The 22878-nt window shown below is 70.9% G+C and carries 21 protein-coding genes; 20 read left to right on the forward strand and 1 reads right to left on the reverse strand.

Annotated features, from left to right (window positions below; genetic code table 11):
* The first annotated feature begins 2 nt into the window (after positions 1 to 2).
* The 10 genes from ruvX to nusB all read left to right on the forward strand — a co-directional run bounded on the left by ruvX (position 3) and on the right by nusB (position 9393).
* Positions 3 to 473: a Holliday junction resolvase RuvX gene (ruvX, locus tag OG730_RS33300; RefSeq protein WP_243334308.1), complete on the forward strand. Its 471-nt coding sequence runs from the start codon at positions 3 to 5 to the stop codon at positions 471 to 473.
* A 127-nt stretch (positions 474 to 600) separates the two neighbouring features.
* Positions 601 to 2382 (forward strand): endolytic transglycosylase MltG, encoded by a 1782-nt coding sequence (gene mltG / locus OG730_RS33305; protein WP_327307701.1) that lies wholly within the window; start codon positions 601 to 603, stop codon positions 2380 to 2382.
* 6 nt (positions 2383 to 2388) lie between these two features.
* A complete protein-coding gene (locus OG730_RS33310) occupies positions 2389 to 3216 on the forward strand; it encodes a shikimate dehydrogenase (RefSeq protein ID WP_327307702.1) in 828 nt (275 codons plus the stop codon).
* A 179-nt stretch (positions 3217 to 3395) separates the two neighbouring features.
* Positions 3396 to 4580 (forward strand): chorismate synthase, encoded by a 1185-nt coding sequence (gene aroC / locus OG730_RS33315; protein ID WP_327307703.1) that lies wholly within the window; start codon positions 3396 to 3398, stop codon positions 4578 to 4580.
* Between the two features lie 44 nt (positions 4581 to 4624).
* Positions 4625 to 5107 carry a shikimate kinase gene (locus tag OG730_RS33320; RefSeq protein ID WP_327309528.1) on the forward strand — a complete coding sequence of 161 codons (483 nt, stop codon included), beginning with the start codon at positions 4625 to 4627 and terminating at the stop codon, positions 5105 to 5107.
* Entirely contained in the window at positions 5104 to 6195 is a 1092-nt protein-coding gene (aroB, locus tag OG730_RS33325; protein WP_327307704.1) for a 3-dehydroquinate synthase, read from the forward strand. The genes OG730_RS33320 and aroB overlap by 4 nt, the downstream gene beginning before the upstream one ends.
* A 140-nt stretch (positions 6196 to 6335) precedes the next feature.
* Positions 6336 to 7103: an AAA family ATPase gene (locus tag OG730_RS33330; protein ID WP_327307705.1), complete on the forward strand. Its 768-nt coding sequence runs from the start codon at positions 6336 to 6338 to the stop codon at positions 7101 to 7103.
* Between the two features lie 116 nt (positions 7104 to 7219).
* Entirely contained in the window at positions 7220 to 8329 is a 1110-nt protein-coding gene (locus OG730_RS33335) for an aminopeptidase P family protein (protein ID WP_327307706.1), read from the forward strand.
* 57 nt (positions 8330 to 8386) lie between these two features.
* Positions 8387 to 8953, forward strand: coding sequence for an elongation factor P (gene efp / locus OG730_RS33340; RefSeq protein WP_243334327.1), 567 nt, complete (start codon positions 8387 to 8389; stop codon positions 8951 to 8953).
* 2 nt (positions 8954 to 8955) lie between these two features.
* A complete protein-coding gene (nusB, locus tag OG730_RS33345; RefSeq protein WP_266876512.1) occupies positions 8956 to 9393 on the forward strand; it encodes a transcription antitermination factor NusB in 438 nt (145 codons plus the stop codon).
* A gap of 205 nt (positions 9394 to 9598) precedes the next feature.
* On the opposite strand, the gene bldD is transcribed toward nusB, so the two are convergent.
* The gene (gene bldD / locus OG730_RS33350; protein WP_069929708.1) at positions 9599 to 10099 is read right to left on the reverse strand and encodes a transcriptional regulator BldD; all 501 of its coding nucleotides are present in this window, start codon (positions 10097 to 10099) and stop codon (positions 9599 to 9601) included.
* A gap of 240 nt (positions 10100 to 10339) precedes the next feature.
* On the opposite strand from bldD, the gene pyrR reads away from it, so the two are divergent.
* The 10 genes from pyrR (at position 10340) to OG730_RS33400 (ending at position 22714) form a co-directional block, all read left to right on the forward strand.
* On the forward strand, positions 10340 to 10948 hold the full coding sequence (gene pyrR, locus OG730_RS33355; RefSeq protein WP_327307708.1) for a bifunctional pyr operon transcriptional regulator/uracil phosphoribosyltransferase PyrR: 609 nt from the start codon (positions 10340 to 10342) through the stop codon (positions 10946 to 10948).
* Between the two features lie 201 nt (positions 10949 to 11149).
* Positions 11150 to 12139 carry an aspartate carbamoyltransferase catalytic subunit gene (locus OG730_RS33360; protein WP_327307709.1) on the forward strand — a complete coding sequence of 330 codons (990 nt, stop codon included), beginning with the start codon at positions 11150 to 11152 and terminating at the stop codon, positions 12137 to 12139.
* A gap of 2 nt (positions 12140 to 12141) precedes the next feature.
* On the forward strand, positions 12142 to 13428 hold the full coding sequence (locus tag OG730_RS33365) for a dihydroorotase (protein WP_327307710.1): 1287 nt from the start codon (positions 12142 to 12144) through the stop codon (positions 13426 to 13428).
* Positions 13425 to 14009: a PH-like domain-containing protein gene (locus OG730_RS33370; RefSeq protein WP_327307711.1), complete on the forward strand. Its 585-nt coding sequence runs from the start codon at positions 13425 to 13427 to the stop codon at positions 14007 to 14009. Before OG730_RS33365 ends, OG730_RS33370 begins: the two co-directional genes overlap by 4 nt.
* On the forward strand, positions 14006 to 15154 hold the full coding sequence (carA, locus tag OG730_RS33375; protein ID WP_327307712.1) for a glutamine-hydrolyzing carbamoyl-phosphate synthase small subunit: 1149 nt from the start codon (positions 14006 to 14008) through the stop codon (positions 15152 to 15154). The genes OG730_RS33370 and carA overlap by 4 nt, the downstream gene beginning before the upstream one ends.
* Entirely contained in the window at positions 15147 to 18455 is a 3309-nt protein-coding gene (gene carB, locus OG730_RS33380) for a carbamoyl-phosphate synthase large subunit (RefSeq protein WP_327307713.1), read from the forward strand. The genes carA and carB overlap by 8 nt, the downstream gene beginning before the upstream one ends.
* A gap of 79 nt (positions 18456 to 18534) precedes the next feature.
* The gene (locus tag OG730_RS33385; protein ID WP_327307714.1) at positions 18535 to 19644 is read left to right on the forward strand and encodes a quinone-dependent dihydroorotate dehydrogenase; all 1110 of its coding nucleotides are present in this window, start codon (positions 18535 to 18537) and stop codon (positions 19642 to 19644) included.
* Positions 19641 to 20492, forward strand: a complete 852-nt coding sequence (pyrF, locus tag OG730_RS33390) for an orotidine-5'-phosphate decarboxylase (protein WP_327307715.1) — start codon at positions 19641 to 19643, stop codon at positions 20490 to 20492. Before OG730_RS33385 ends, pyrF begins: the two co-directional genes overlap by 4 nt.
* A 390-nt stretch (positions 20493 to 20882) precedes the next feature.
* The gene (locus OG730_RS33395; protein WP_327307716.1) at positions 20883 to 21743 is read left to right on the forward strand and encodes a dihydroorotate dehydrogenase electron transfer subunit; all 861 of its coding nucleotides are present in this window, start codon (positions 20883 to 20885) and stop codon (positions 21741 to 21743) included.
* Positions 21740 to 22714 (forward strand): dihydroorotate dehydrogenase, encoded by a 975-nt coding sequence (locus OG730_RS33400; protein WP_327307717.1) that lies wholly within the window; start codon positions 21740 to 21742, stop codon positions 22712 to 22714. The genes OG730_RS33395 and OG730_RS33400 overlap by 4 nt, the downstream gene beginning before the upstream one ends.
* Positions 22715 to 22878: the final 164 nt, after the last annotated feature.

The following is a 22878-nucleotide window of genomic DNA, read 5'->3' on the forward strand; positions in this document are numbered from 1 at the left end:
AGATGACACTGCGCCGCGGCCGCCGTCTGGCCATCGATGTCGGTGACGCCCGGATCGGGGTCGCCTCGTGCGACCCCGACGGGGTGCTGGCCACACCGGTGGAAACCGTTCCGGGCCGGGACATCCCCTTCGCCCACCGGCGGCTGCGGCAGCTCGTCGCGGAGTACGAGCCCATCGAGGTGGTGGTCGGTCTGCCCCGCTCGCTCAGCGGGCGGGAAGGGCCGGCCGCGGCCAAGTGCCGCGCCTTCGCCACGGAACTCGCCAAGGGCATCAAGCCCGTGACGGTGCGTCTGGTGGACGAGCGGATGACCACGGTCACCGCCGCCCAGGGGCTGCGGGCCTCGGGGAAGAACGCCAAGAAGAGCCGGTCGGTCATCGACCAGGCGGCCGCCGTGGTGATCCTTCAGAACGCTCTGGAGACCGAACGGGTATCAGGTAATCCGCCCGGTGAGTGCGTCGAAGTGGTTGTCTGATCGCGATACGGTAACGTTCCGCGCGATGTGACGGCATTCGAACAGCCGTCGCCCATCAGAAGAGGCGGAACCGTGAGTCGCGTCAGACGGAGTCGCGGCCAACGCCCTGCGGCGCGCTAGGGGATCGATGACTGAGTATGGCCGGGGCCCTGGCCCCGAACCGTGGCACCCCGAGGACCCGCAGTACGGGGACCAGGGGTGGACCGGGCACGAGGCCCAGCAGGGTCAGATGCCCTATGTCGCAGGCCCGCAGCAGTACCAGCAGGAGCCTCAGCCCCAGCAGGCCTACTACCCGCAGCAGCAGGGTCAGTACCCCCAGGGCCAGCAGATGCCGTACCAGCAGCAACAGCAGCAACAAGAGCAGCAGCACTACCAGCAGCAGCAGGTGCAGTATCCCCAGCACCCGCAGCAGCACCCCGAGTACCCGCAGCACCAGCAGCAACAGCAGACGTACGGGGGCCAGGGCCAGGGTCAGGTCTGGGACACGGGCCAGAACCAGGTATGGGACACCGGCCAGGGCCAGTACGCCGCGGTCCCGCAGGCCGCAGACCCCTACGCGGGCGCGGATCCGTACGCGCAGCAGCAGTCGAGCGGCTACCCCGGCGAGGCGCCCGACCTCTACGGCACCCCCGAGGCCTTCCCGCCGCCGCGGCCCCCGGGCATGCGGCACCTGCAGACCGAGGAGCCCTGGCAGGAAGAAGAGGACGCCGCGGCGGACTCCTTCCTCGCGGGCGGCGGTGACGCCGGGGACGACGACGACGGTGACGGCGACGACGGCGGGCGCGGCGGCCGCCGGTCGGGCCGATCCGGCGGCAAACCGAAGAAGCGCAGCGGCATGGCCTGCCTCATCGCGGCCGTGGTCATCATCGGCGTGCTCGGCGGTGGCGGCTACTACGGCTACGACTACCTGAAGAGCAAGTTCGGCGCGGCCGAGGACTTCGCGGGCGAAGGCATCGACGAGACCGTCGACGTGGAGATCCCCAAGGGCGCGGGGCTGGGCCAGATGGGCCGCATCCTGAAGGAAGCGGGCGTGGTCAAGAGCGCCCAGGCCTTCGTGGACGCCGCGGGCAACAATCCCAAGGGCCAGTCGATCCAGCCCGGCATCTATCCGCTCAAGAAGAAGATGTCGGCCGCGGCCGCGGTCACGGTCATGACCGACCCCTCCAAGCTGCACGTGCTCACGATCTCCGAGGGCATGCGCAACAGCACGGTCTACGACGCGATCGACAAGAAGCTCGAGAAGGCGCCGGGCACCACCAAGGGCATCGCCCTCAAGCAGGCCAAGAGCCTCGGCCTGCCGGCGTGGGCGAACAACGACAAGAACATCATCGATCCCCTCGAGGGCTTCCTCTACCCGATGCGCTACGACCTGAGCAAGGACAGCACCCCCGAGTCCCTGCTCAAGCAGATGGTCAAGAACGCGACGGACAAGTACACGGAGCTCGGGGTCGAGGGCAAGGCCAAGGAACTGGGCCTGAGCAACCCGCTCCAGGTGATCACGGTCGCCAGTCTCGTCAACGCCGAGGGCAAGAACCACGACGACTTCCGGAAGATGTCGGAGGTGGTCTACAACCGCCTCAAGAAGACCAACGACGTCACCAACCAGAAGATCGAGTTCGACTCGACGTACAACTACGTCAAGAACCAGAGCGAGATCAACTTCAACCTCACGGAGGCCAAGGCCTTCGTCAACCCGTACAACACGCACAACGTCAAGGGGCTGCCGCCCGGCCCGATCGGGAACCCCGGTCTGGACGCGCTGACCGCTACGCTCAGCCCGGACCACGGAGGCTGGATGTTCTTCGTGTCGGTCGACGGCAACACGACGACCTTCACCAAGACGTACGACGAGCACCTCAAGCTCGTCGCCGAGTTCCAGGAACGGCAGAAGCAGAAGAACGGCGGGTAGCAGGACATGTCACGGATACGGGCCGCGGTGCTGGGTTCTCCCATCGAGCACTCCCTCTCACCGGTGCTGCACCGCGCCGCGTACCAGGAGCTCGGCCTCGGGGACCGGTCGTACGACCGCTTCGAGATCGACGAGGCCGCGCTCCCCGGCTTCATGGCACGGCTCGGCCCCGAGTGGGCCGGGCTGTCGCTGACCATGCCGCTCAAGCGGGCGATCATCCCGCTGCTCGACGGGATCAGCGACACGGCCGCCTCCGTGGAGACGGTCAACACCGTCGTCTTCACCGAGGACGGCCGCAAGGTCGGGGACAACACCGACATCCCCGGCCTGCTCGCCGCGCTCGACGAGCAGGGCGTCCAGAAGGTGGAGTCCGCCGCCGTCCTTGGCGCGGGCGCCACCGCCTCCTCGGCGCTCGCCGCGCTGGCCCGGATCTGCACCGGCGAGGTGACCGCCTACGTGCGCTCCGAGGCCCGGGCCGCGGAAATGCGCGCGTGGGGCGAGCGGCTCGGCGTGGAGGTCCGTACGGCCGACTGGTCGCGGGCGGCCGAGGCGCTGGACGCGCCGCTGGTCATCGCCACCACCCCGGCCGGCGCCACCGACGAGCTGGCCGCCTCCGTGCCCGCCGCTCCGGGCACCCTCTTCGACGTCCTGTACGACCCCTGGCCCACGCCCCTGGCCGGGGCCTGGACGCACGGCGGCGGCAAGCTCCTCGGCGGCCTCGACCTCCTGGTCCACCAGGCGGTCCTCCAGGTCGAGCTGATGACCGGCTGTCCCATCGCTCCGCTCGCGGCCATGCGCGCCGCGGGCGAGGCGGCCCTGCGGGCCCGCCACTGAGCGGAAGCGGAATGCTTCCTAGATCCACATGTCGCCCCGGGCCGAGGTGCGCCGCCGTCCGATAGCTGGACCGGAGGGCGGTGTACGGGCCCGGACATGGGAGGATCGGGGCAAGGCGGGTCAGGGCCGCGCACCCGATCGCGCCATCGATGAATCAGGCGCGAGCACGAGGAGCATCGTTGAGCAGGTTGCGTTGGCTGACGGCCGGAGAATCCCACGGCCCGGCTCTGGTGGCGACGCTGGAGGGGCTTCCCGCCGGCGTTCCGGTCACCACGGAGCTGGTGGCCGAACACCTGGCCCGGCGCCGGCTCGGCTACGGCCGTGGTGCCCGGATGAAGTTCGAGCAGGACGAGATCACCTTCCTCGGCGGTGTCCGGCACGGTCTGTCGCAGGGTTCTCCGGTGGCCGTGATGATCGGGAACACGGAGTGGCCGAAGTGGGAGACCGTCATGTCGGCGGACCCGGTGGATCCCTCGTTGCTCAAGGAGACCGGCCGTAACGCGGCGCTGACCCGGCCGCGGCCGGGTCACGCCGACCTGGCGGGCATGCAGAAGTACGGCTTCTCGGAGGCCCGGCCGATCCTGGAGCGCGCCAGCGCGCGTGAGACCGCGGCGCGTGTGGCTCTGGGTGCGATCGCGCGGTCCTTCATCAAGGAGGTCGCGGGCATCGAGATCGTTTCCCACGTGGTGGAGCTGGCGGCCGCGAAGGCCCCGTACGGCGTGTACCCGACGCCCGCCGATGTCGAGAAGCTCGACGCGGATCCGGTGCGCTGCCTGGACGCGGACGCGTCGAAGCAGATGGTCGCGGAGATCGATCAGGCCCACAAGGACGGTGACACCCTCGGTGGCGTCGTCGAGGTTCTGGCTTACGGGGTGCCCGTGGGTCTGGGCTCGCACGTGCACTGGGACCGCCGCCTGGACGCGCGTCTGGCGGCGGCGCTCATGGGCATCCAGGCCATCAAGGGCGTCGAGGTCGGTGACGGCTTCGACCTGGCCCGTGTGCCCGGCTCGCAGGCGCACGACGAGATCGTGTCCACGCCCGAGGGCCTCAAGCGCACCACCGGCCGCTCCGGCGGCACTGAGGGCGGTCTGACCACCGGTGAACTGCTGCGCGTGCGTGCCGCGATGAAGCCGATCGCGACCGTGCCGAAGGCCCTCGCGACGGTGGACGTGGCCACCGGCGAGGCGACCGTGGCGCACCACCAGCGCTCGGACGTGTGCGCCGTGCCGGCCGCGGGCATCGTGGCGGAGGCCATGGTCGCTCTGGTGCTGGCCGACGCGGTCGTGGAGAAGTTCGGTGGCGACTCGGTTCCCGAGACCCGCCGCAACGTGCGGTCGTACCTCGACAACCTGCAGATCCGGTGACCGGCGACCGTGCGACCGGACCCCTGGTGGTCCTCGTCGGCCCCATGGGGTCCGGCAAGTCCACCGTGGGCGAGCTGATCGCCCAGCGGCTCGGAGTCGCCTACCGGGACACCGACGCCGACATCGTCGCGGCCCAGGGCCGGGAGATCTCCGACATCTTCATCGACGAGGGCGAGCCCCACTTCCGTGAGCTGGAGCGGGCGGCGGTCGCCGCCGCCGTCGCCGGCCACGAGGGGGTCCTCGCCCTGGGCGGCGGCGCCGTCCTCGACGAGAAGACGCGCGAACTGCTGGCCGGGCTGCCCGTCGCCTACCTCTCGATGGACGTCGAGGAAGCCGTCAAGCGCGTGGGCCTCGGCGCCGCGCGCCCGCTGCTCGCCGTCAACCCGCGCCGCCAGTGGCGCGATCTGATGGAGGCCCGGCGCCCCCTGTACACCGAAGTCGCGCGCGTCGTGGTGGCCACGGACGCCCGCACCCCCGAAGAGGTCGCCCAGGCGGTCCTCGACGCTCTGGAGTTGAAGAACGCATGACAGACCAGGTGACGCGGATCCAGGTCGGCGCGAGCGCCGGGCACGACGCGTACGAGGTGCTGGTGGGCCGGCAGCTGCTCGGCGAGCTCGGCTCCCTGATCGGTACGAAGGCCCAGCGGGTCGCCGTCATCCACCCCGAGGCCCTCGCCTCGACCGGTGAGGCGCTGCGGGACGACCTCGCCGCGCAGGGGTACGAGGCCGTCGCCATCCAGGTGCCGAACGCCGAAGAGGCCAAGACGGCCGAGGTGGCGGCGTACTGCTGGAAGGCGCTGGGCCAGTCCGGCTTCACCCGCAGCGACGTCGTCGTCGGCGTCGGCGGGGGATCCACCACGGACCTCGCGGGCTTCGTCGCGGCCTCCTGGCTGCGCGGGGTGCGCTGGATCGCCGTCCCGACCACCATCCTGGCGATGGTGGACGCGGCCGTCGGCGGCAAGACCGGCATCAACACCGCCGAGGGCAAGAACCTCGTCGGCGCCTTCCACCCGCCGGCCGGTGTGCTCTGCGACCTGGCGGCGCTGGACTCGCTGCCGGTCAACGACTACGTCAGCGGTCTCGCCGAGATCATCAAGGCCGGATTCATCTCCGACCCGGTGATCCTCGACCTGATCGAGGCGGACCCCGAGGCGGCGCGCACGCCGGCCGGCCCGCACACGGCCGAGCTGATCTGCCGCTCCATCCAGGTCAAGGCCGACGTGGTCTCCAGCGACCTCAAGGAGTCGGGCCTGCGGGAGATCCTCAACTACGGGCACACCCTCGCGCACGCCATCGAGAAGAACGAGCGCTACAAGTGGCGCCACGGCGCGGCCGTCTCGATCGGCATGGTCTTCGCCGCCGAACTCGGCCGGCTCGCGGGCCGGCTCGACGACGCGACGGCCGACCGGCACAAGGCCGTCCTGGCTTCGGTGGGGCTTCCGCTGACCTACCGCGGCGACCAGTGGCCCAAGCTGCTGGAGACCATGAAGCTCGACAAGAAGTCCCGGGGCGACCTGCTGCGCTTCATCGTCCTGGACGGGCTGGCCAAGCCGACCGTGCTGGAGGGTCCCGACCCGGCCGTCCTGGTGGCGGCCTTCGGCGAGGTCACGGCCTGAACCGGGTTCGGGCCGGTGCGAACCGGCCCGAACCGGCCGGGGCCGGGCCACCTCGCGACCGCCGGGTGACCCGGCGGGCCTCCGGGGTCATATAACGTTCTCGTATCAGTCGTGGTGGAACGAGACGGAGTGGCAGCGGAATGCACCAAGGAGTGGGAGGCGGGGGCTGGGAGCCGCCGGGGAGTCGACACCCGGCGGCGCCCGCGCAGCCGCCGGCAGCGCCGGCGGCGGGCTGGCCCGCGTCTTCCATGCCGCCCGCACCTTCCACGCCCGCGGCGCCCCCGGCCCTGCCGAGTCCGCCGGACGGGTTCACCGGGCACGTCCCGCTGCCGCCCGCCGCCCCCGGCACCGGCGGCGCCACCCTCGCGGTCCTGCTGATCGGCCCCGCGGGTGCCGGCAAGACCACGGTGGCCCGCCACTGGGCCGGCACCCGGCCCGTCCCCACCGCGCACATCAGCCTGGACGACGTACGGGAATGGGTGTGCTCCGGCTTCGCGGACCCGCAGGCCGGCTGGAACGACCACTCCGAGGCGCAGTACCGCCTTGCCCGCCGCACCTGCGGCTTCGCCGCCCGGAACTTCCTGGCCAACGGGATCTCGTGCATCCTCGACGACGCCGTGTTCCCGGACCGGCCGGTGGTGGGTCTCGGCGGCTGGAAGCGGCACGTGGGGCCCGCGCTGCTGCCGGTCGTGCTGCTGCCCGGCCTGGAGATCGTCCTGGAGCGCAACGCCGCCCGCTCGGGGAACCGGCGCCTCTCCGACGAGGAGGTCGCGCGGATCCACGGCCGCATGGCCGGCTGGTACGGCTCCGGCCTGCCGATCATCGACAACTCCCACCTCGACGTCGAGGGCACCGCCCGCGCCCTGGACGAGACCCTGGCCCGCGTCATTGCGCAGCCCGCCTACTGAATCGCCCGCGGAACCGGCCCGCCGAATCCCCGCCCGCGGTCCGGTCGGTCCGGCCCGGCCCCCGTACGGCTGCGCTCACCAGGCCGGATGCGCGCAGCGCTCGTAGGCTCGGAGACATGTCAGACGTGTACGCGGCCCGCCGGGGCCTGCTTCGCGACCGCTGTGCGGCCGCCGGAAACGCCGCCGCACTCATCACGCGTCCGGCGAACGTCCGTTACCTCTCCGGGGCGTCGCCGCTGGGCGCGGTCCTGCTGGTGGGCCCGGGCGGTGAGGACATGCTGTTCTGTGCCGGACAGCCCACCGGGGAGGCCGACGAGGGACGGCTCGACGAGCACCTGCGGCTCTCGGTACTGGCCGGACCCGGCGCGGATCCCGCCGTCGCGGCGGCCGACGCGGCCTCCCTCGCCCGCGCCGATTCCCTCGCCGTCGAGGAACACCACCTCACCGTCGGCCGGCACCGCGCCCTGAGCTCGGTGGCGCCCGGGCTGCGCCTGGCGGACCTGGGGACCGCCGTGGAACAACAGCGCCTCGTCAAGGACGAGGAGGAGATCGCCTGCCTGCGGATCGCCGCCGAGATCGCCGACCAGGCCCTCGGGGAGCTGCTGGAATCGATCCTGGTGGGCCGCACCGAACGGCACCTCGCCCTGGAGCTGGAACGCCGCCTCGTGGACCACGGCGCCGACGGACCGGCCTTCCCGACCTCCGTCGGCACCGGGCCGTATTCCGGCCGCTCCCGGCACCGGCCTTCGGACAGGCGGGTCGAGGAGGGTGATTTCCTCTCCGTCTGTCTCGGCGCGAACTACCGGGGCTACCGCTGCGAGATCGGCCGCACCTTCGTGATCGGCACGACCCCGGCGGACTGGCAGATCGAGCTCTACGACCTGGTCTTCGCCGCTCAGCGGGCGGGCCGGGAGGCCCTGCTGCCCGGGGCCGCGTACCGCGATGTGGATCACGCGGCCCGCTCCGTCCTCGACTCCGCAGGTCACGGCGAGGCCCTCGCGGCGTGGACCGGACACGGAGTCGGTCTCGAAATCGACGAGGACCCGCAGCTTGCACCTACGGCCATGGGTAAACTGGACGCTTGCGTGCCGGTCACCGTCGAACCGGGGGTTCACCTCCCTGGCCGGGGTGGTGTCCGGATCGATGACACGCTCGTCGTACGCCCCGAGGCGGACGGCGGTCCCGAGCTACTCACCATTACGACCAAGGAGCTGCTCGCGCTCTAGCCCGTCGCCGGGCTGTGCGCGCACCCGTGGTCTTCCAGTGCAGGAGATTCCCACACCGTGGCTTCCACGAACGACCTCAAGAACGGCATGGTGCTGAAGCTCGACGGGGGCCAGCTCTGGTCCGTCGTCGAGTTCCAGCACGTCAAGCCCGGCAAGGGCCCGGCCTTCGTGCGCACCAAGCTGAAGAGCGTCATGTCCGGCAAGGTCGTCGACAAGACGTTCAACGCCGGCACCAAGGTCGAGACGGCCACCATCGACCGCCGCGACATGCAGTTCTCCTACATGGACGGCGAGTACTTCGTCTTCATGGACATGGAGGACTTCGACCAGCTGATGGTCGACAAGAAGGCCGTCGGTGACGCCGCCAACTTCCTGATCGAGGGCTTCACCGCCTCCGTGGCCCGCCACGAGGGCGAGGTGCTCTACGTCGAGCTCCCGGCCGCCGTCGAGCTGACCATCGAGCACACGGACCCGGGCGTCCAGGGCGACCGCTCCACCGGTGGCACCAAGCCGGCGACGCTGGAGACGGGCCACGAGATCCAGGTCCCGCTCTTCATCAACACCGGCGAGAAGATCAAGGTCGACACCCGCACCAGCGACTACCTCGGCCGGGTGAACAGCTAACCGTGGCTGCCCGGAGCAACGCGCGCAAGCGCGCTTTCCAGATCCTGTTCGAGGCCGACCAGCGCGGGGTCTCCGTGCGCGAGGTCCTCGCGGACTGGGTCCGCCACTCGCGGTCGGACACCGACCGTCAGCCCGCGGTGAACGAGTTCACCATGGAACTCGTCGAGGGGTACGCCGACAAGGTGGACCGCATCGACGATCTGATCGCCACCTACGCCGTGGACTGGGACCTCGACCGCATGCCGGTCGTGGACCGGAACATCGTGCGTCTCGGTGCCTACGAGCTGATCTGGGTCGACGGCACCCCGGACGCCGTGGCCATCGACGAGGCCGTCGAGCTGGCCAAGGAGTTCTCCACGGACGAGTCGCCCTCGTTCGTGAACGGGCTGCTCGGCCGCTTCAAGGACCTCAAGCCGAAGCTGCGCCGCAGCGAGAGCTGACCGGCGCCGCCGGTACGGCGTGAACGGAGGGCCCGCAGCGCACGCGCGCTGCGGGCCCTCCGTCGTACGCCCCCAAGGCGCCGGTCCAAGGTGCCGGTCCAAGGCGCCGTCGGGCCGCTGTGCGGGCATGAAAAAACCGGTGGGTGCCGGGAGCCTGTCGGCTCCCGGCACCCACCGGTAAACGTTTCTGCTGAGGCGTGGGGGACTAGATGTCCTCGTGCGCCACCGCACGACGCGCGTCCGCGTCCAGTACGCCCCAGCTGATGAGCTGCTCGGTCAGGACCGAGGGCGACTGGTCGTAGATGACGGCGAGGGTGCGCAGGTCGTCCTGGCGGATCGAGAGCACCTTGCCGTTGTAGTCGCCGCGCTGGCTCTGGATGGTCGCCGCGTAACGCTGCAGCGGGCCGGCCTTCTCGGCGGGGACGTGGGCGAGGCGCTCCAGGTCCAGGCGCAGCTTCGGCGGCGGCTCGGCCGCTCCGCCGGGGGTGGTACCGGGCAGCAGTTCCTGCACGGGCACCCCGTAGAAGTCCGCCAGCTCGGCAAGACGCTGGACGGTCACGGCGCGGTCTCCGCGCTCGTAAGAACCGACCACCACGGCCTTCCACCGGCCCTGGGACTTCTCCTCGACACCATGGAGGGAAAGGCCCTGCTGGGTGCGGATGGCGCGGAGCTTGGCCCCGAGCTGTTTGGCGTATTCGCTGGACATAACGCTCCCGGACGCTGTGACGACATGACCACGTGCGGCTCCGCCGCGCGGCTGGTAACTCACTGTGAGGTTACGCAGCGTTACTTGGATGCGTCAAGCCGAATGCTCTCCGACGCCCACGTAAGAGGGGTCCTGGGCTGCCCCGATGTCGGGTCGAGGGAATCCCCCTGGTACCGTGGAACGCGTAGATCCGACGTCCTTTAAGGTCCGTCCCGTGAGGCGGAGAAGGAGGTCCTTTTCATGGACACCCAGCACGACCGGCACGACCAGCAGGATCAGAAAACAGCCGCGGATGTCATGCGCCCCGTTCTCGAAGCGCAGGACATCGCCCGTGTTCTGACCCGCATCGCCCACGAGATCGTCGAACGCGCCAAGGGCGCCGACGACGTGGTGCTCCTCGGCATTCCCACCCGCGGTGTCTTCCTCGCCCGCCGGCTGGCCGCCAAGCTCGAAGAGATCACCGGCACGAAGATCCCGGTCGGCTCCCTCGACATCACCATGTACCGCGACGACCTGCGGATGAAGCCGGCCCGCGCCATCGGCCGCACCGAGATTCCCGGCGACGACATCGACGGCCGCCTGGTCGTCCTCGTCGACGACGTTCTCTTCTCCGGCCGCACCATCCGCGCCGCCCTCGACGCCCTCGGCGACCTCGGCCGCCCCCGCGCCGTGCAGCTGGCGGTCCTCGTCGACCGCGGCCACCGCGAACTGCCGATCCGCGCCGACTACGTCGGCAAGAACCTCCCCACGTCGCTGCGGGAGAACGTCCAGGTCCAGGTCCAGGAGGAGGACGGCCGCGACGCCGTGCTGCTCGGCCAGCGGACCGACCGGGCAGCCGTCGGGCAGTAGCGTCGCCGGCCGCCGGGCCCCTCGGGGTCCGCGCCGGAGTCCGCCCTGCCCGCACCCCCAGCCAGCCCGTCTGCCCTCCTCATGGCTTCGACCTCCTCACGGCTTTGAACTCACCACGGCTTTGACCTCACCACGGCTTTGAACTCAACACGGCTTTGAACTCAACACGGCTTTGAACTCAACGACTTACGGAGCACCCGGATGAAGCGCCACCTCATCTCGGCCGCCGATCTCACGCGCGACGACGCCGTCCTGATCCTCGACACCGCCGAGGAGATGGCCCGAGTCGCGGACCGGCCGATCAAGAAGCTGCCCACCCTGCGCGGCCGCACGATCTGCAACCTCTTCTTCGAGGACTCGACCCGTACCCGGATCTCCTTCGAGGCCGCCGAGAAGCGCCTCTCCGCCGATGTCATCAACTTCGCGGCCAAGGGTTCCAGCGTCTCCAAGGGCGAGTCCCTCAAGGACACCGCCCAGACCCTGGAGGCCATGGGCGTCGACGCGGTCGTCATCCGCCACCACGCCTCCGGCGCCCCGTACCGCCTCGCCACCTCCGGCTGGATCGACGCCCCGGTGATCAACGCGGGCGACGGCACCCACGAGCACCCCACCCAGGCCCTGCTCGACGCCTTCACCATGCGCCGCCGCCTGGTCGGCAAGGACGCCGGGCTCGGCAAGGACCTGAACGGCCGCCGGATCACCATCGTCGGCGACGTCCTGCACAGCCGGGTCGCCCGCTCCAACGTCCAGCTGCTCCACACCCTCGGCGCCGAGGTCACCCTGGTGGCCCCGCCCACCCTGGTCCCGGTCGGCGTCGAGGCCTGGCCGTGCGAGATCTCGTACAGCCTGGACGCGGTACTGCCGAAGTCCGACGCCGTCATGATGCTGCGGGTGCAGCGCGAGCGGATGAACGCCGCCTTCTTCCCGACCGAGCGCGAGTACTCCCGCCGCTACGGCCTGGACGGCGCCAGGATGGCCCGCATGCCCGAGCACGCCATCGTCATGCACCCCGGCCCGATGGTCCGCGGTATGGAGATCACCGCCGAGGTCGCCGACTCGGAGCGCTGCACGGTCATCGAGCAGGTCACCAACGGCGTCTCGATCCGCATGGCCGTCCTGTACCTGCTGCTCGGAGGCTCCGAGCCCGCCGTCACCACCACCAGCACGCCCCGCACCGAGGAGAGCAAGTAAAGATGAGCAAGATCCTTATCCGTGGCGCGAAGGTACTCGGTGGCGACGTCCAGGACGTCCTGATCGACGGCGAGACCATCGCCGCCGTGGGCACCGGCCTCGACGCCGGCGACGCAGTCGTCATCGAGGCCGCGGGCCAGGTCCTCCTCCCCGGCCTCGTCGACCTCCACACCCACCTGCGCGAGCCCGGCCGCGAGGACTCCGAGACCGTCCTCACCGGCACCCGCGCCGCCGCCTCCGGCGGCTACACCGCCGTCTTCGCCATGGCCAACACCTTCCCCGTCGCCGACACCGCGGGCGTCGTCGAGCAGGTGTGGCGCCTGGGCAAGGAGTCCGGCTACTGCGACGTCCAGCCCATCGGCGCCGTCACCGTCGGCCTGGAGGGCAAGCAGCTCTCCGAGCTCGGCGCCATGCACGAGTCCGCCGCCCGCGTCACCGTCTTCTCCGACGACGGCAAGTGCGTGGACGACGCGGTCATCATGCGCCGCGCCCTGGAGTACGTGAAGGCCTTCGGCGGCGTCGTCGCCCAGCACGCCCAGGAGCCCCGCCTCACCGAGGGCGCCCAGATGAACGAGGGCATCGTCTCCGCCGAGCTCGGCCTCGGCGGCTGGCCGGCCGTCGCCGAGGAATCGGTGATCGCCCGCGACGTGCTGCTCGCCGAGCACGTCGGCTCCCGCGTCCACATCTGCCACCTCTCCACCGCCGGATCCGTCGAGATCATCCGCTGGGCCAAGTCCCGCGGCATCGACGTCACCGCCGAGGTCACCCCGCACCACCTGCTCCTCACCGACGAGCTCGTGCGCTCGTACAACCCGGTCTACAAGGTCAACCCGCCGCTGCGCACCGAGCGCGACGTGCTGGCCCTGCGCGAGGCGCTCGCCGACGGCACGATCGACATCGTCGCCACCGACCACGCCCCGCACCCGCACGAGGACAAGGACTGCGAGTGGGCCGCCGCCGCCATGGGCATGGTGGGCCTGGAGACCGCGCTCTCCGTCGTCCAGCAGACGATGGTGGAGACCGGACTGCTCGACTGGGCGGGCGTCGCCGAACGCATGTCCTTCGCCCCGGCGCGCATCGGCGGTCTTCCGAACCACGGACGCCCCGTCTCGGCAGGTGAACCCGCGAACCTGACCTTGGTCGATACCTCGTACCGTGGTGTCGTGGACCCCGCACACTTCGCCTCCCGCAGCCGCAACACGCCTTACGAGGGCCGTGAGCTGCCGGGGCGCGTCACTCACACCTTCCTGCGGGGCCGGGCAACGGTCGTGGACGGGACACTGGCGTGACACCTGCAGTAATCCAACTGGCCGCCGAGGCCGCCGAACGACAGTCGGCGGAGGTGACGGACTGGGGCGCCCGCATCGCGTGGGTGATCGGTCTGCTCGTCTTCATCGCCTTCGTGTACTGGCTGATGCGGCAGGGCTGGAAATGGCGCGGCACCCTGCAGAGCGATCTGCCGGAGCTGCCCGCCGCCCCCGGCGGTCTCCCCGAGCACCGGCTGGCCCTGACCGGCCGGTACCACGGGTCCACCACCGCCGGGCAGTGGCTCGACCGGATCGTCTCCCACGGACTGGGCGTCCGCAGCCGGGTCGAGCTCACGCTCACCGACGCGGGCCTCGACGTGGTCCGTCCGGGTGCCACCGACTTCTTCGTACCGGCCGCGCAGCTGCGCGGCGCCCGCCTCGACAAGGGAATCGCGGGCAAGGTACTCACCGAAGGCGGTCTCCTCGTCGTCACATGGGCGCACGGCGACAGGCTGATCGACTCCGGATTCCGCTCCGACCGCGCGGCCGAACACGCCGCTTGGGTCGAAGCGATCAACGACATGAACCACTCAATCACCACGACGGAAGGCGCCGAACGATGACGACCTCCACCAGGGGAGCAGCCAAAGCTCCCGCCGTACTCGTCCTGGAGGACGGTCGGATCTTCCGCGGCCGCGCCTACGGCGCTGTGGGGGAGACCTTCGGCGAGGCCGTGTTCTCCACCGGCATGACCGGCTACCAGGAGACCCTCACCGACCCGTCGTACCACCGGCAGGTCGTCGTGATGACCGCCCCGCACGTGGGCAACACCGGCGTCAACGACGAGGACCCGGAGTCCTCCCGCATCTGGGTCGCCGGGTACGTCGTACGCGACCCCGCCCGCGTCCCCTCCAACTGGCGCTCCGTGCGCTCGCTGGACGAGGAGCTCGTCAAGCAGGGCGTCGTCGGGATCTCCGGCATCGACACCCGCGCCCTGACCCGCCACCTGCGCGAGCGCGGCGCCATGCGCGTCGGCATCTTCTCGGGCGAGGCCTGGGACGGCGTCCGCGACGAGGCGCTGCTGGCCAAGGTCCAGGCCGCCCCGCAGATGAAGGGCGCCGACCTCTCCGCCGAGGTCTCCACCAAGGAGACGTACGTCGTCCCCGCGATCGGGACCAAGAAGTTCACCGTCGCCGCCGTGGACCTCGGCATCAAGGGCATGACCCCGCACCGGATGGCCGAGCGCGGCATCGAGGTCCACGTGCTCCCCGCCACCGCCACCGTCGAGGACGTGTACGCGGTCGCCCCCGACGGCGTGTTCTTCTCCAACGGCCCGGGCGACCCGGCCACCGCCGACCACGCGGTCTCCGTCATGCAGGGCGTCCTCGCCCGCAAGACCCCGCTCTTCGGCATCTGCTTCGGCAACCAGATCCTGGGCCGCGCGCTCGGCTTCGGCACCTACAAGCTGAAGTACGGCCACCGCGGCATCAACCAGCCGGTGCAGGACCGCACCACCGGCAAGGTCGAGATCACCGCGCACAACCACGGCTTCGCCGTGGACGCGCCCCTCGACAAGGTCTCGGAGACCGCCTACGGCCGCGCCGAGGTCTCCCACGTCTGCCTCAACGACAACGTCGTGGAAGGCCTCCAGCTGCTCGACCAGCCGGCCTTCTCCGTCCAGTACCACCCCGAGGCGGCCGCCGGCCCGCACGACGCCGCGTACCTCTTCGACCGCTTCGTACACCTGATGGAGGCCGAGCGTGCCTAAGCGCACCGATATCCAGTCCGTCCTGGTCATCGGCTCCGGCCCGATCGTCATCGGCCAGGCCGCCGAGTTCGACTACTCCGGGACCCAGGCCTGCCGCATCCTCAAGGCCGAGGGCCTGCGGGTGATCCTGGTGAACTCCAACCCCGCCACGATCATGACCGACCCGGAGATCGCCGACGCCACGTACGTCGAGCCGATCACCCCCGAGTTCGTCGAGAAGATCATCGCGAAGGAGCGCCCGGACGCGCTGCTCCCGACCCTCGGCGGCCAGACCGCGCTGAACACCGCCATCTCCATGCACGAGCAGGGTGTGCTGGAGAAGTACAACGTCGAGCTCATCGGCGCCAACGTCGAGGCGATCAACAAGGGCGAGGACCGCGATCTCTTCAAGGGCGTCGTCGAAGCCGTCCGCGCCAAGATCGGCTACGGCGAGTCCGCCCGCTCGGTCATCTGCCACACGATGGACGACATCATCCAGGGCGTCGACACCCTCGGCGGCTACCCCGTCGTCGTGCGCCCCTCCTTCACCATGGGCGGCGCCGGCTCCGGCTTCGCCCACGACGAGGAAGAGCTGCGCCGCATCGCCGGCCAGGGCCTCATGCTCTCCCCGACCACCGAGGTGCTCCTGGAGGAGTCCATCCTCGGCTGGAAGGAGTACGAGCTGGAGCTGATGCGCGACACCAAGGACAACGTCGTCGTCGTCTGTTCCATCGAGAACTTCGACCCGATGGGCGTCCACACCGGCGACTCCATCACCGTCGCCCCGGCGATGACGCTCACCGACCGCGAGTACCAGCGGCTGCGCGACATCGGCATCGCGATCATCCGCGAGGTCGGCGTCGACACCGGCGGCTGCAACATCCAGTTCGCGATCGACCCGGTCGACGGCCGCGTCATCGTCATCGAGATGAACCCGCGCGTGTCCCGTTCGTCCGCGCTCGCGTCGAAGGCCACCGGCTTCCCGATCGCCAAGATCGCCGCGAAGCTGGCCATCGGCTACACGCTCGACGAGGTCCCCAACGACATCACCGAGAAGACGCCGGCCTCCTTCGAGCCGTCCCTCGACTACGTCGTCGTCAAGGCCCCGCGCTTCGCCTTCGAGAAGTTCCCGCTGGCCGACGCCACCCTCACCACCACCATGAAGTCGGTGGGCGAGGCCATGGCCATCGGCCGCAACTTCACCGAGGCCCTCCAGAAGGCCCTGCGCTCGCTGGAGAAGAAGGGCTCGCAGTTCACCTTCGTCGGCCCCACCGGCGACAAGGAAGAGCTCCTGGCCACCGCGGTCCGCCCGACCGACGGCCGCATCAACACCGTCATGCAGGCCATCCGCGCCGGTGCCACCCAGGAAGAGGTCTTCGAGTACACGAAGATCGACCCCTGGTTCGTCGACCAGCTCTTCCTCATCAAGGAGATCGCGGACGAGCTGGCCGCCGCCGACAAGCTCCACCCCGAGCTGCTCGCCGAGGCCAAGCGCCACGGATTCTCCGACAGTCAGATCGCCGAGATCCGCGGCCTGCGCGAGGACGTCGTCCGCGAGGTCCGCCACGCGCTGGGCGTCCGCCCGGTCTACAAGACGGTCGACACCTGCGCCGCCGAGTTCGCCGCGAAGACCCCGTACTTCTACTCGTCCTACGACGAGGAGTCCGAGGTCGCCCCGCGCGAGAAGCCCGCGGTCATCATCCTGGGCTCCGGCCCGAACCGCATCGGCCAGGGCATCGAGTTCGACTACTCCTGCGTCCACGCCTCCTTCGCCCTCAGCGACGCCGGCTACGAGACCGTGATGGTCAACTGCAACCCGGAGACCGTCTCCACCGACTACGACACCTCCGACCGCCTGTACTTCGAGCCGCTGACGCTCGAAGACGTGCTGGAGATCGTCCACGCCGAGTCCCTCGCCGGCCCGATCGCGGGCGTCATCGTCCAGCTCGGCGGCCAGACCCCCCTCGGTCTCGCCCAGGCCCTCAAGGACAACGGCGTCCCCGTCGTCGGCACCCCGCCGGAGGCCATCCACGCCGCCGAGGACCGAGGCGCCTTCGGCCAGGTCCTCGCCGAGGCCGGCCTGCCCGCCCCCAAGCACGGCACCGCCACCACCTTCGCCGGCGCCAAGGCCATCGCCGACGAGATCGGCTACCCCGTCCTCGTACGCCCCTCGTACGTGCTCGGCGGCCGCGGCATGGAGATCGTCTACGACGAGGACCGGCTGTCCTCGTACATCGCCGAGTCCACCGAGATCTCGCCGACCCGCCCCGTGCTGGTCGACCGGTTCCTCGACGACGCGATCGAGATCGACGTGGACGCCCTCTACGACGGCACCGAGCTCTACCTCGGCGGCGTCATGGAGCACATCGAGGAAGCCGGCATCCACTCCGGCGACTCGGCCTGCGCCCTGCCCCCGATCACCCTCGGCGGCTACGACATCAAGCGGCTGCGCGCCTCCACCGAGGCCATCGCCAAGGGCGTCGGCGTCCGCGGCCTGATCAACATCCAGTTCGCGATGGCGGGTGACATCCTCTACGTCCTGGAGGCCAACCCGCGCGCCTCCCGGACCGTCCCCTTCACCTCGAAGGCGACCGCCGTCCCGCTCGCGAAGGCCGCCGCCCGCATCTCGCTCGGCACCACCATCGCCGAGCTCCGCGAAGAGGGCATGCTCCCGAAGACCGGCGACGGCGGCACCCTGCCGCTCGACGCGCCGATCTCCGTCAAGGAGGCCGTCATGCCGTGGTCGCGCTTCCGCGACATCCACGGCCGCGGCGTCGACACCGTGCTGGGCCCGGAGATGCGCTCCACCGGCGAGGTCATGGGCATCGACTCGGTCTTCGGCACGGCGTACGCCAAGTCGCAGGCCGGCGCCTACGGCCCGCTGCCCACCAAGGGCCGCGCCTTCATCTCGGTCGCCAACCGCGACAAGCGCACGATGATCTTCCCGGCGCGCGAGCTCGTCGCCCACGGCTTCGAGCTGATGGCCACCTCCGGCACCGCCGAGGTCCTGCGCCGCAACGGCATCAACGCCACCGTCGTGCGCAAGCTCAGCGAGGGCGAGGGCCCGGGCGGCGAGAAGACCATCGTCCAGCTCATCCACGACGGCCAGGTCGACCTGATCGTCAACACCCCGTACGGCACCGGTGGCCGCCTCGACGGCTACGAGATCCGTACGGCCGCCGTGGCGCGCGGAGTCCCGTGCCTCACCACGGTCCAGGCCCTCGCCGCGGCCGTCCAGGGCATCGACGCGCTCAACCGCGGCGACGTCGGCGTCCGCTCGCTCCAGGAGCACGCGGAGCGGCTGACGGCGGCCCGCGACTAGTAGCCCGTACGAAAGGGGGGCATCGGCGACAGCGACCGGTGTCCCCCCTTTCATGAGCGCCAAAGGGATATTTCGGACGATGTACAAACTGTTCTTCAACCTCGTCTTCAAGCGGATGGACGCGGAGCAGGCCCACTACATGGCCTTCCGCTGGATCCGCCTCGCGGCCCGCACCCCGGTGCTGCGCACCTTCGTGGCCGCCTACCTGGCCCCCCGGTACGCGTCCCTGCGCACCGAGGCCCTCGGACTGCGGATGCACGGCCCCTTCGGGCTCGCGGCCGGCTTCGACAAGAACGCCGTCGCCATCGACGGGATGTCGATGCTCGGCTTCGACCACATCGAGATCGGCACCGTCACCGCCGAGGCCCAGCCCGGCAATCCGAAGAAGCGGCTGTTCCGGCTGGTCCCGGACCGTGCGCTGATCAACCGCATGGGCTTCAACAACGAGGGCTCGGAGGCCGTCGCGGACCGCCTGGCGGCCCGTAACCCCGTCTTCAAGACGGTCGTCGGCGTCAACATCGGCAAGACGAAGGTCGTCCCCGAGGAGGAGGCCGTCGCCGACTACGTCGCCTCCACCGAGCGGCTCGCCCGGCACGCGGACTACCTCGTCGTCAACGTCTCCTCCCCGAACACCCCGGGCCTGCGCAACCTCCAGGCCACCGAGTCGCTGCGCCCGCTGCTGAGCGCCGTGCGCGAGGCGGCCGACCGCGCCGTCACCGACCGGCGGGTCCCGCTGCTCGTCAAGATCGCCCCGGACCTCGCGGACGAGGACGTGGACGCGGTCGCCGACCTTGCCCTGGAGCTGGGCCTCGACGGCATCATCGCGACGAACACGACGATCGCCCGCGAGGGCCTCGGCCTGAAGTCCGACCCGTCGCTGGTCAAGGAGACCGGCGGCCTGTCCGGAGCACCGGTCAAGGAGCGCTCCCTGGAGGTCCTGCGCCGGCTGTACGCCCGCGTGGGCGACCACCTGGTCCTGGTCGGCGTCGGCGGCATCGAGAACGCCGAGGACGCCTGGCAGCGGATCCTGGCGGGCGCGAGCCTGGTGCAGGGCTACAGCGCCTTCATCTACGAGGGCCCCTGCTACGCCCGCGCCATCCACAAGGGCCTGGCCGCGCGCCTGGCCGCCAGCCCGTACGCGACGCTCGCCGAAGCGGTGGGCGCGGAAACCCGAAAGGCCGCCCTGTGACCTCTGCGACTCCTGTCATCCCCTTCGGTACGCGGCTGCGCGAGGCGATGGACACCCGCGGGCCGCTGTGCGTCGGCATCGACCCGCACGCCGCCCTGCTGGCCTCCTGGGGCCTGAACGACGACATCGCGGGCCTGGAGAAGTTCTCCCGCACGGTGGTCGAGGCGCTGGCCGACTCGGTCGCGGTCTTCAAGCCGCAGGCGGCGTTCTTCGAGCGGTTCGGCTCGCGGGGGATCGCGGTGCTGGAGCGGACGGTGGCCGACGCGCGGTCGGCGGGCACGCTGGTCGTCATGGACGCCAAGCGGGGTGACATCGGCTCGACGATGGCCGCGTACGCGGAGACCTTCCTCTCGCCCTCGTCCCCGCTGTTCTCCGACGCGCTGACGGTTTCCCCGTACCTGGGCTACGGCTCGCTGAAGCCGGCCGTCGACCTGGCACGGGAGTCGGGAGCCGGCCTGTTCGTGCTGGCCCTGACCTCCAACCCGGAGGGGGCGGAGGTCCAGCGGGCGGTGCGGTCGGACGGCCGCACGATCGGGGCGACGATGCTGGCGCACCTGGCGGAGGAGAACGCCGGGGCCTCCCCGATGGGCTCCTTCGGAGCCGTGGTCGGGGCGACGCTGGGGGACCTGTCCTCCTTCGACCTGGACATCAACGGGCCGCTGCTGGCCCCCGGCATCGGTGCGCAGGGCGCCACCGCGGCGGACCTCCCGGCGGTGTTCGGCGCGGCCGTCCGCAATGTCGTCCCGAACGTGTCGCGGGGCGTGCTGAAGCACGGGCCGGACGCGACTGCGCTCCGCGCTTCTGCGCAGGCCTTCGCGGACGAGATCCGCGCGGCCGTAGCGGTGTAGCCCTGCGGGGCCGTCCCCGACCCGCCCTTCCACCGTTCCCCGGGCTCCGCCCGGACCCGTTCCCGGGGGCCAGCCCCCGGACCCCCGCTCCTCAAACGCCGGAGGGGCTGGATGTTTTCAGCCGTCCGGCGTTTGAGGACCGGGGTCTGGGGCCGAGCCCCAGGGGGTCCGGGGCGCAGCCCCGGGGAACGGTGGAAGGGCGGGTAGGGGACTTCTGCCCCGCGCAGCGGCAAGGGGCGCTGCGGGGACTGCCGCCCCGCGCAGCGGGATGGGGGCGGGTCGGGGCGTAGGGCCCGGAGGGTCGGGGCTTCGGACCGGTGCCGGAGGGGGCGGGCCCGGGCGATCATGGGGTGGGGGGTTACGGCCCCTATCCCGGACGGAGCGCCCCGCGTGCCCCCAGTACAGACCGCCGCCACGATCCGGCGCATCGACCCCGTCGGGGCCTACCACCACCTCGTCCTCGACGCCCCCGGCGTCACGGGCGTGCGCCCCGGCCACTTCGGTGCCCTCGCCATCGGCGGCCGGGACAGCAGCGCACTGCTCCGCCGCGCGTTCTCCATCCACCGCGCCGACCCGGCGACCCGCGCCGTCGAGTTCGTCTTCGCCGAGGCCGGCCGCGGGACCAGGGCACTGGCCGCGCACCGCCCCGGCGACACCGTGGACCTCATCGCCCCCCTCGGCACCCCCTTCCCGCTCCCCGACGGCCCGGTCGGCGCGGTCCTCGTCGCGGGCGGCTACGGCAGCGCCCCGATGTTCGCCCTCGCCGAGGAGATCCTCGGCCGCGGCGGCCGGGTCGCCTTCGTGCTCGGCGCGTCCACCGCCGACCGGCTGTTCGGGGTCGAGCGGGCCAAGGCCCTCGCCGAGCACGTGTACGTGGTCACCGAGGACGGTTCCGCCGGCCGCCGGGGCCGGGTCACGGGACCCCTGCTCGAGGCCGTCAACGGGATCGGCGCCACCGAGGTCCACTCCTGCGGCCCGATGGGCATGCTCAAGGCCGTCACGGAGATCGCCACCGCCGCCGGAGCCGCCAGCCACACCGCCGTCGAGGAGGCCATGGCCTGCGGGATCGGGATCTGCATGAGCTGCGTCCTACCCGTCACCGGCCCCGACGGCGTCACCCGTTTCCTTCGCTCCTGCACATCCGGCCCCGTTTTCGACGGCACCACCGTCCGCTGGGACGACGCCGGAACCCTGCCCGAGGACCTCGAAGGCGCGGCCGCCATGACCCCGAAGGCGAGCGCCGACCGGTGAATCCCCCGAGCCCCCTCACCCCGGAAGACGTGGACATGTCCGCGCCCCTCGGCGCTCACGTCACCCTCCCGAACCCCGTCTCCACCGCCTCCGGCTGCGCCGGCTACGGCCGTGAGCTGCACCGGTTCACCCCCCTCCACGAGCTCGGCACGATCACCACCAAGACCGTGATGCCGTACGTCCGCTCCGGCCGCGCCACGCCGCGGATGGCCGAGACCCCGAGCGGGATGCTGAACTCCATCGGGCTCCAGGGCTCCGGCATCGACCACTTCGTCGAGCACGAGCTCCCCTGGCTGGCCGAGCGCGGGGCACGGGTGCTCGTATCGGTCGCGGGGGAGCGTACGGAGGAGTTCGCCGAGGCGGCCGCCCGGCTGACGGGGCGGCCCGGCGTGGTCGGCATCGAGGCCAACATCTCCTGCCCCAACGTCGCGAACCGCGGTCTCGTCTTCGCCTGTGACGCCGACGCCTCCTTCGAAGTGGTCAAGGCGGTCAAGGCGGCGGCCGACCCCGCACTGCCCGTCTACGCCAAGCTGACCCCCGATGTGACACGGATCACGGACATCGCGGCGGCCTGTACGGAGGCGGGTGCCGACGGGCTCTCGATGATCAACACCGTCCTCGGGATGACCATCGACACCGGCACCATGCGCCCGGCCCTCGCCGGGGTCACCGGAGGCCTCTCCGGCCCGGCGATCCGGCCCGTTGCCGTCCGCTGCGTCTTCCAGGTCCACGGAGCGATGCTGGCGGGCGCCGTCCGGCGGGTCCCCGTCCTCGGGATGGGCGGGATCGCCTCCGGCCGGGACGCGCTCGAATTCGTCCTCGCCGGCGCCTCGGGGGTGGCGGTCGGGACCGCCCTGTTCAACGATCCGTCCGCGCCCCTGAGGATCCGCGAAGACCTGCGCGCGGCGCTCGCCGCACGCGGGATCGGAGCGTTCGAGGACGCCGTCGGGCTCGCTCATCGCACTCGCTGACGAAATTCGAACGTCTTTCACCGGACAAATCCGGGGTGGTTTGTCCGTGATGTACGGTTCAGTGGAGGCTGACCAGGACTTTTCGTCCGTTCTCGCTGACTGGAGCGGTCATGGCCGCTAGTCTCCGAGCAGAGTGAACGAGCAGCGATCGAGCACCACCGCTG

The organism is Streptomyces sp. NBC_01298, assembly GCF_035978755.1.
Lineage (GTDB): Bacteria > Actinomycetota > Actinomycetes > Streptomycetales > Streptomycetaceae > Streptomyces.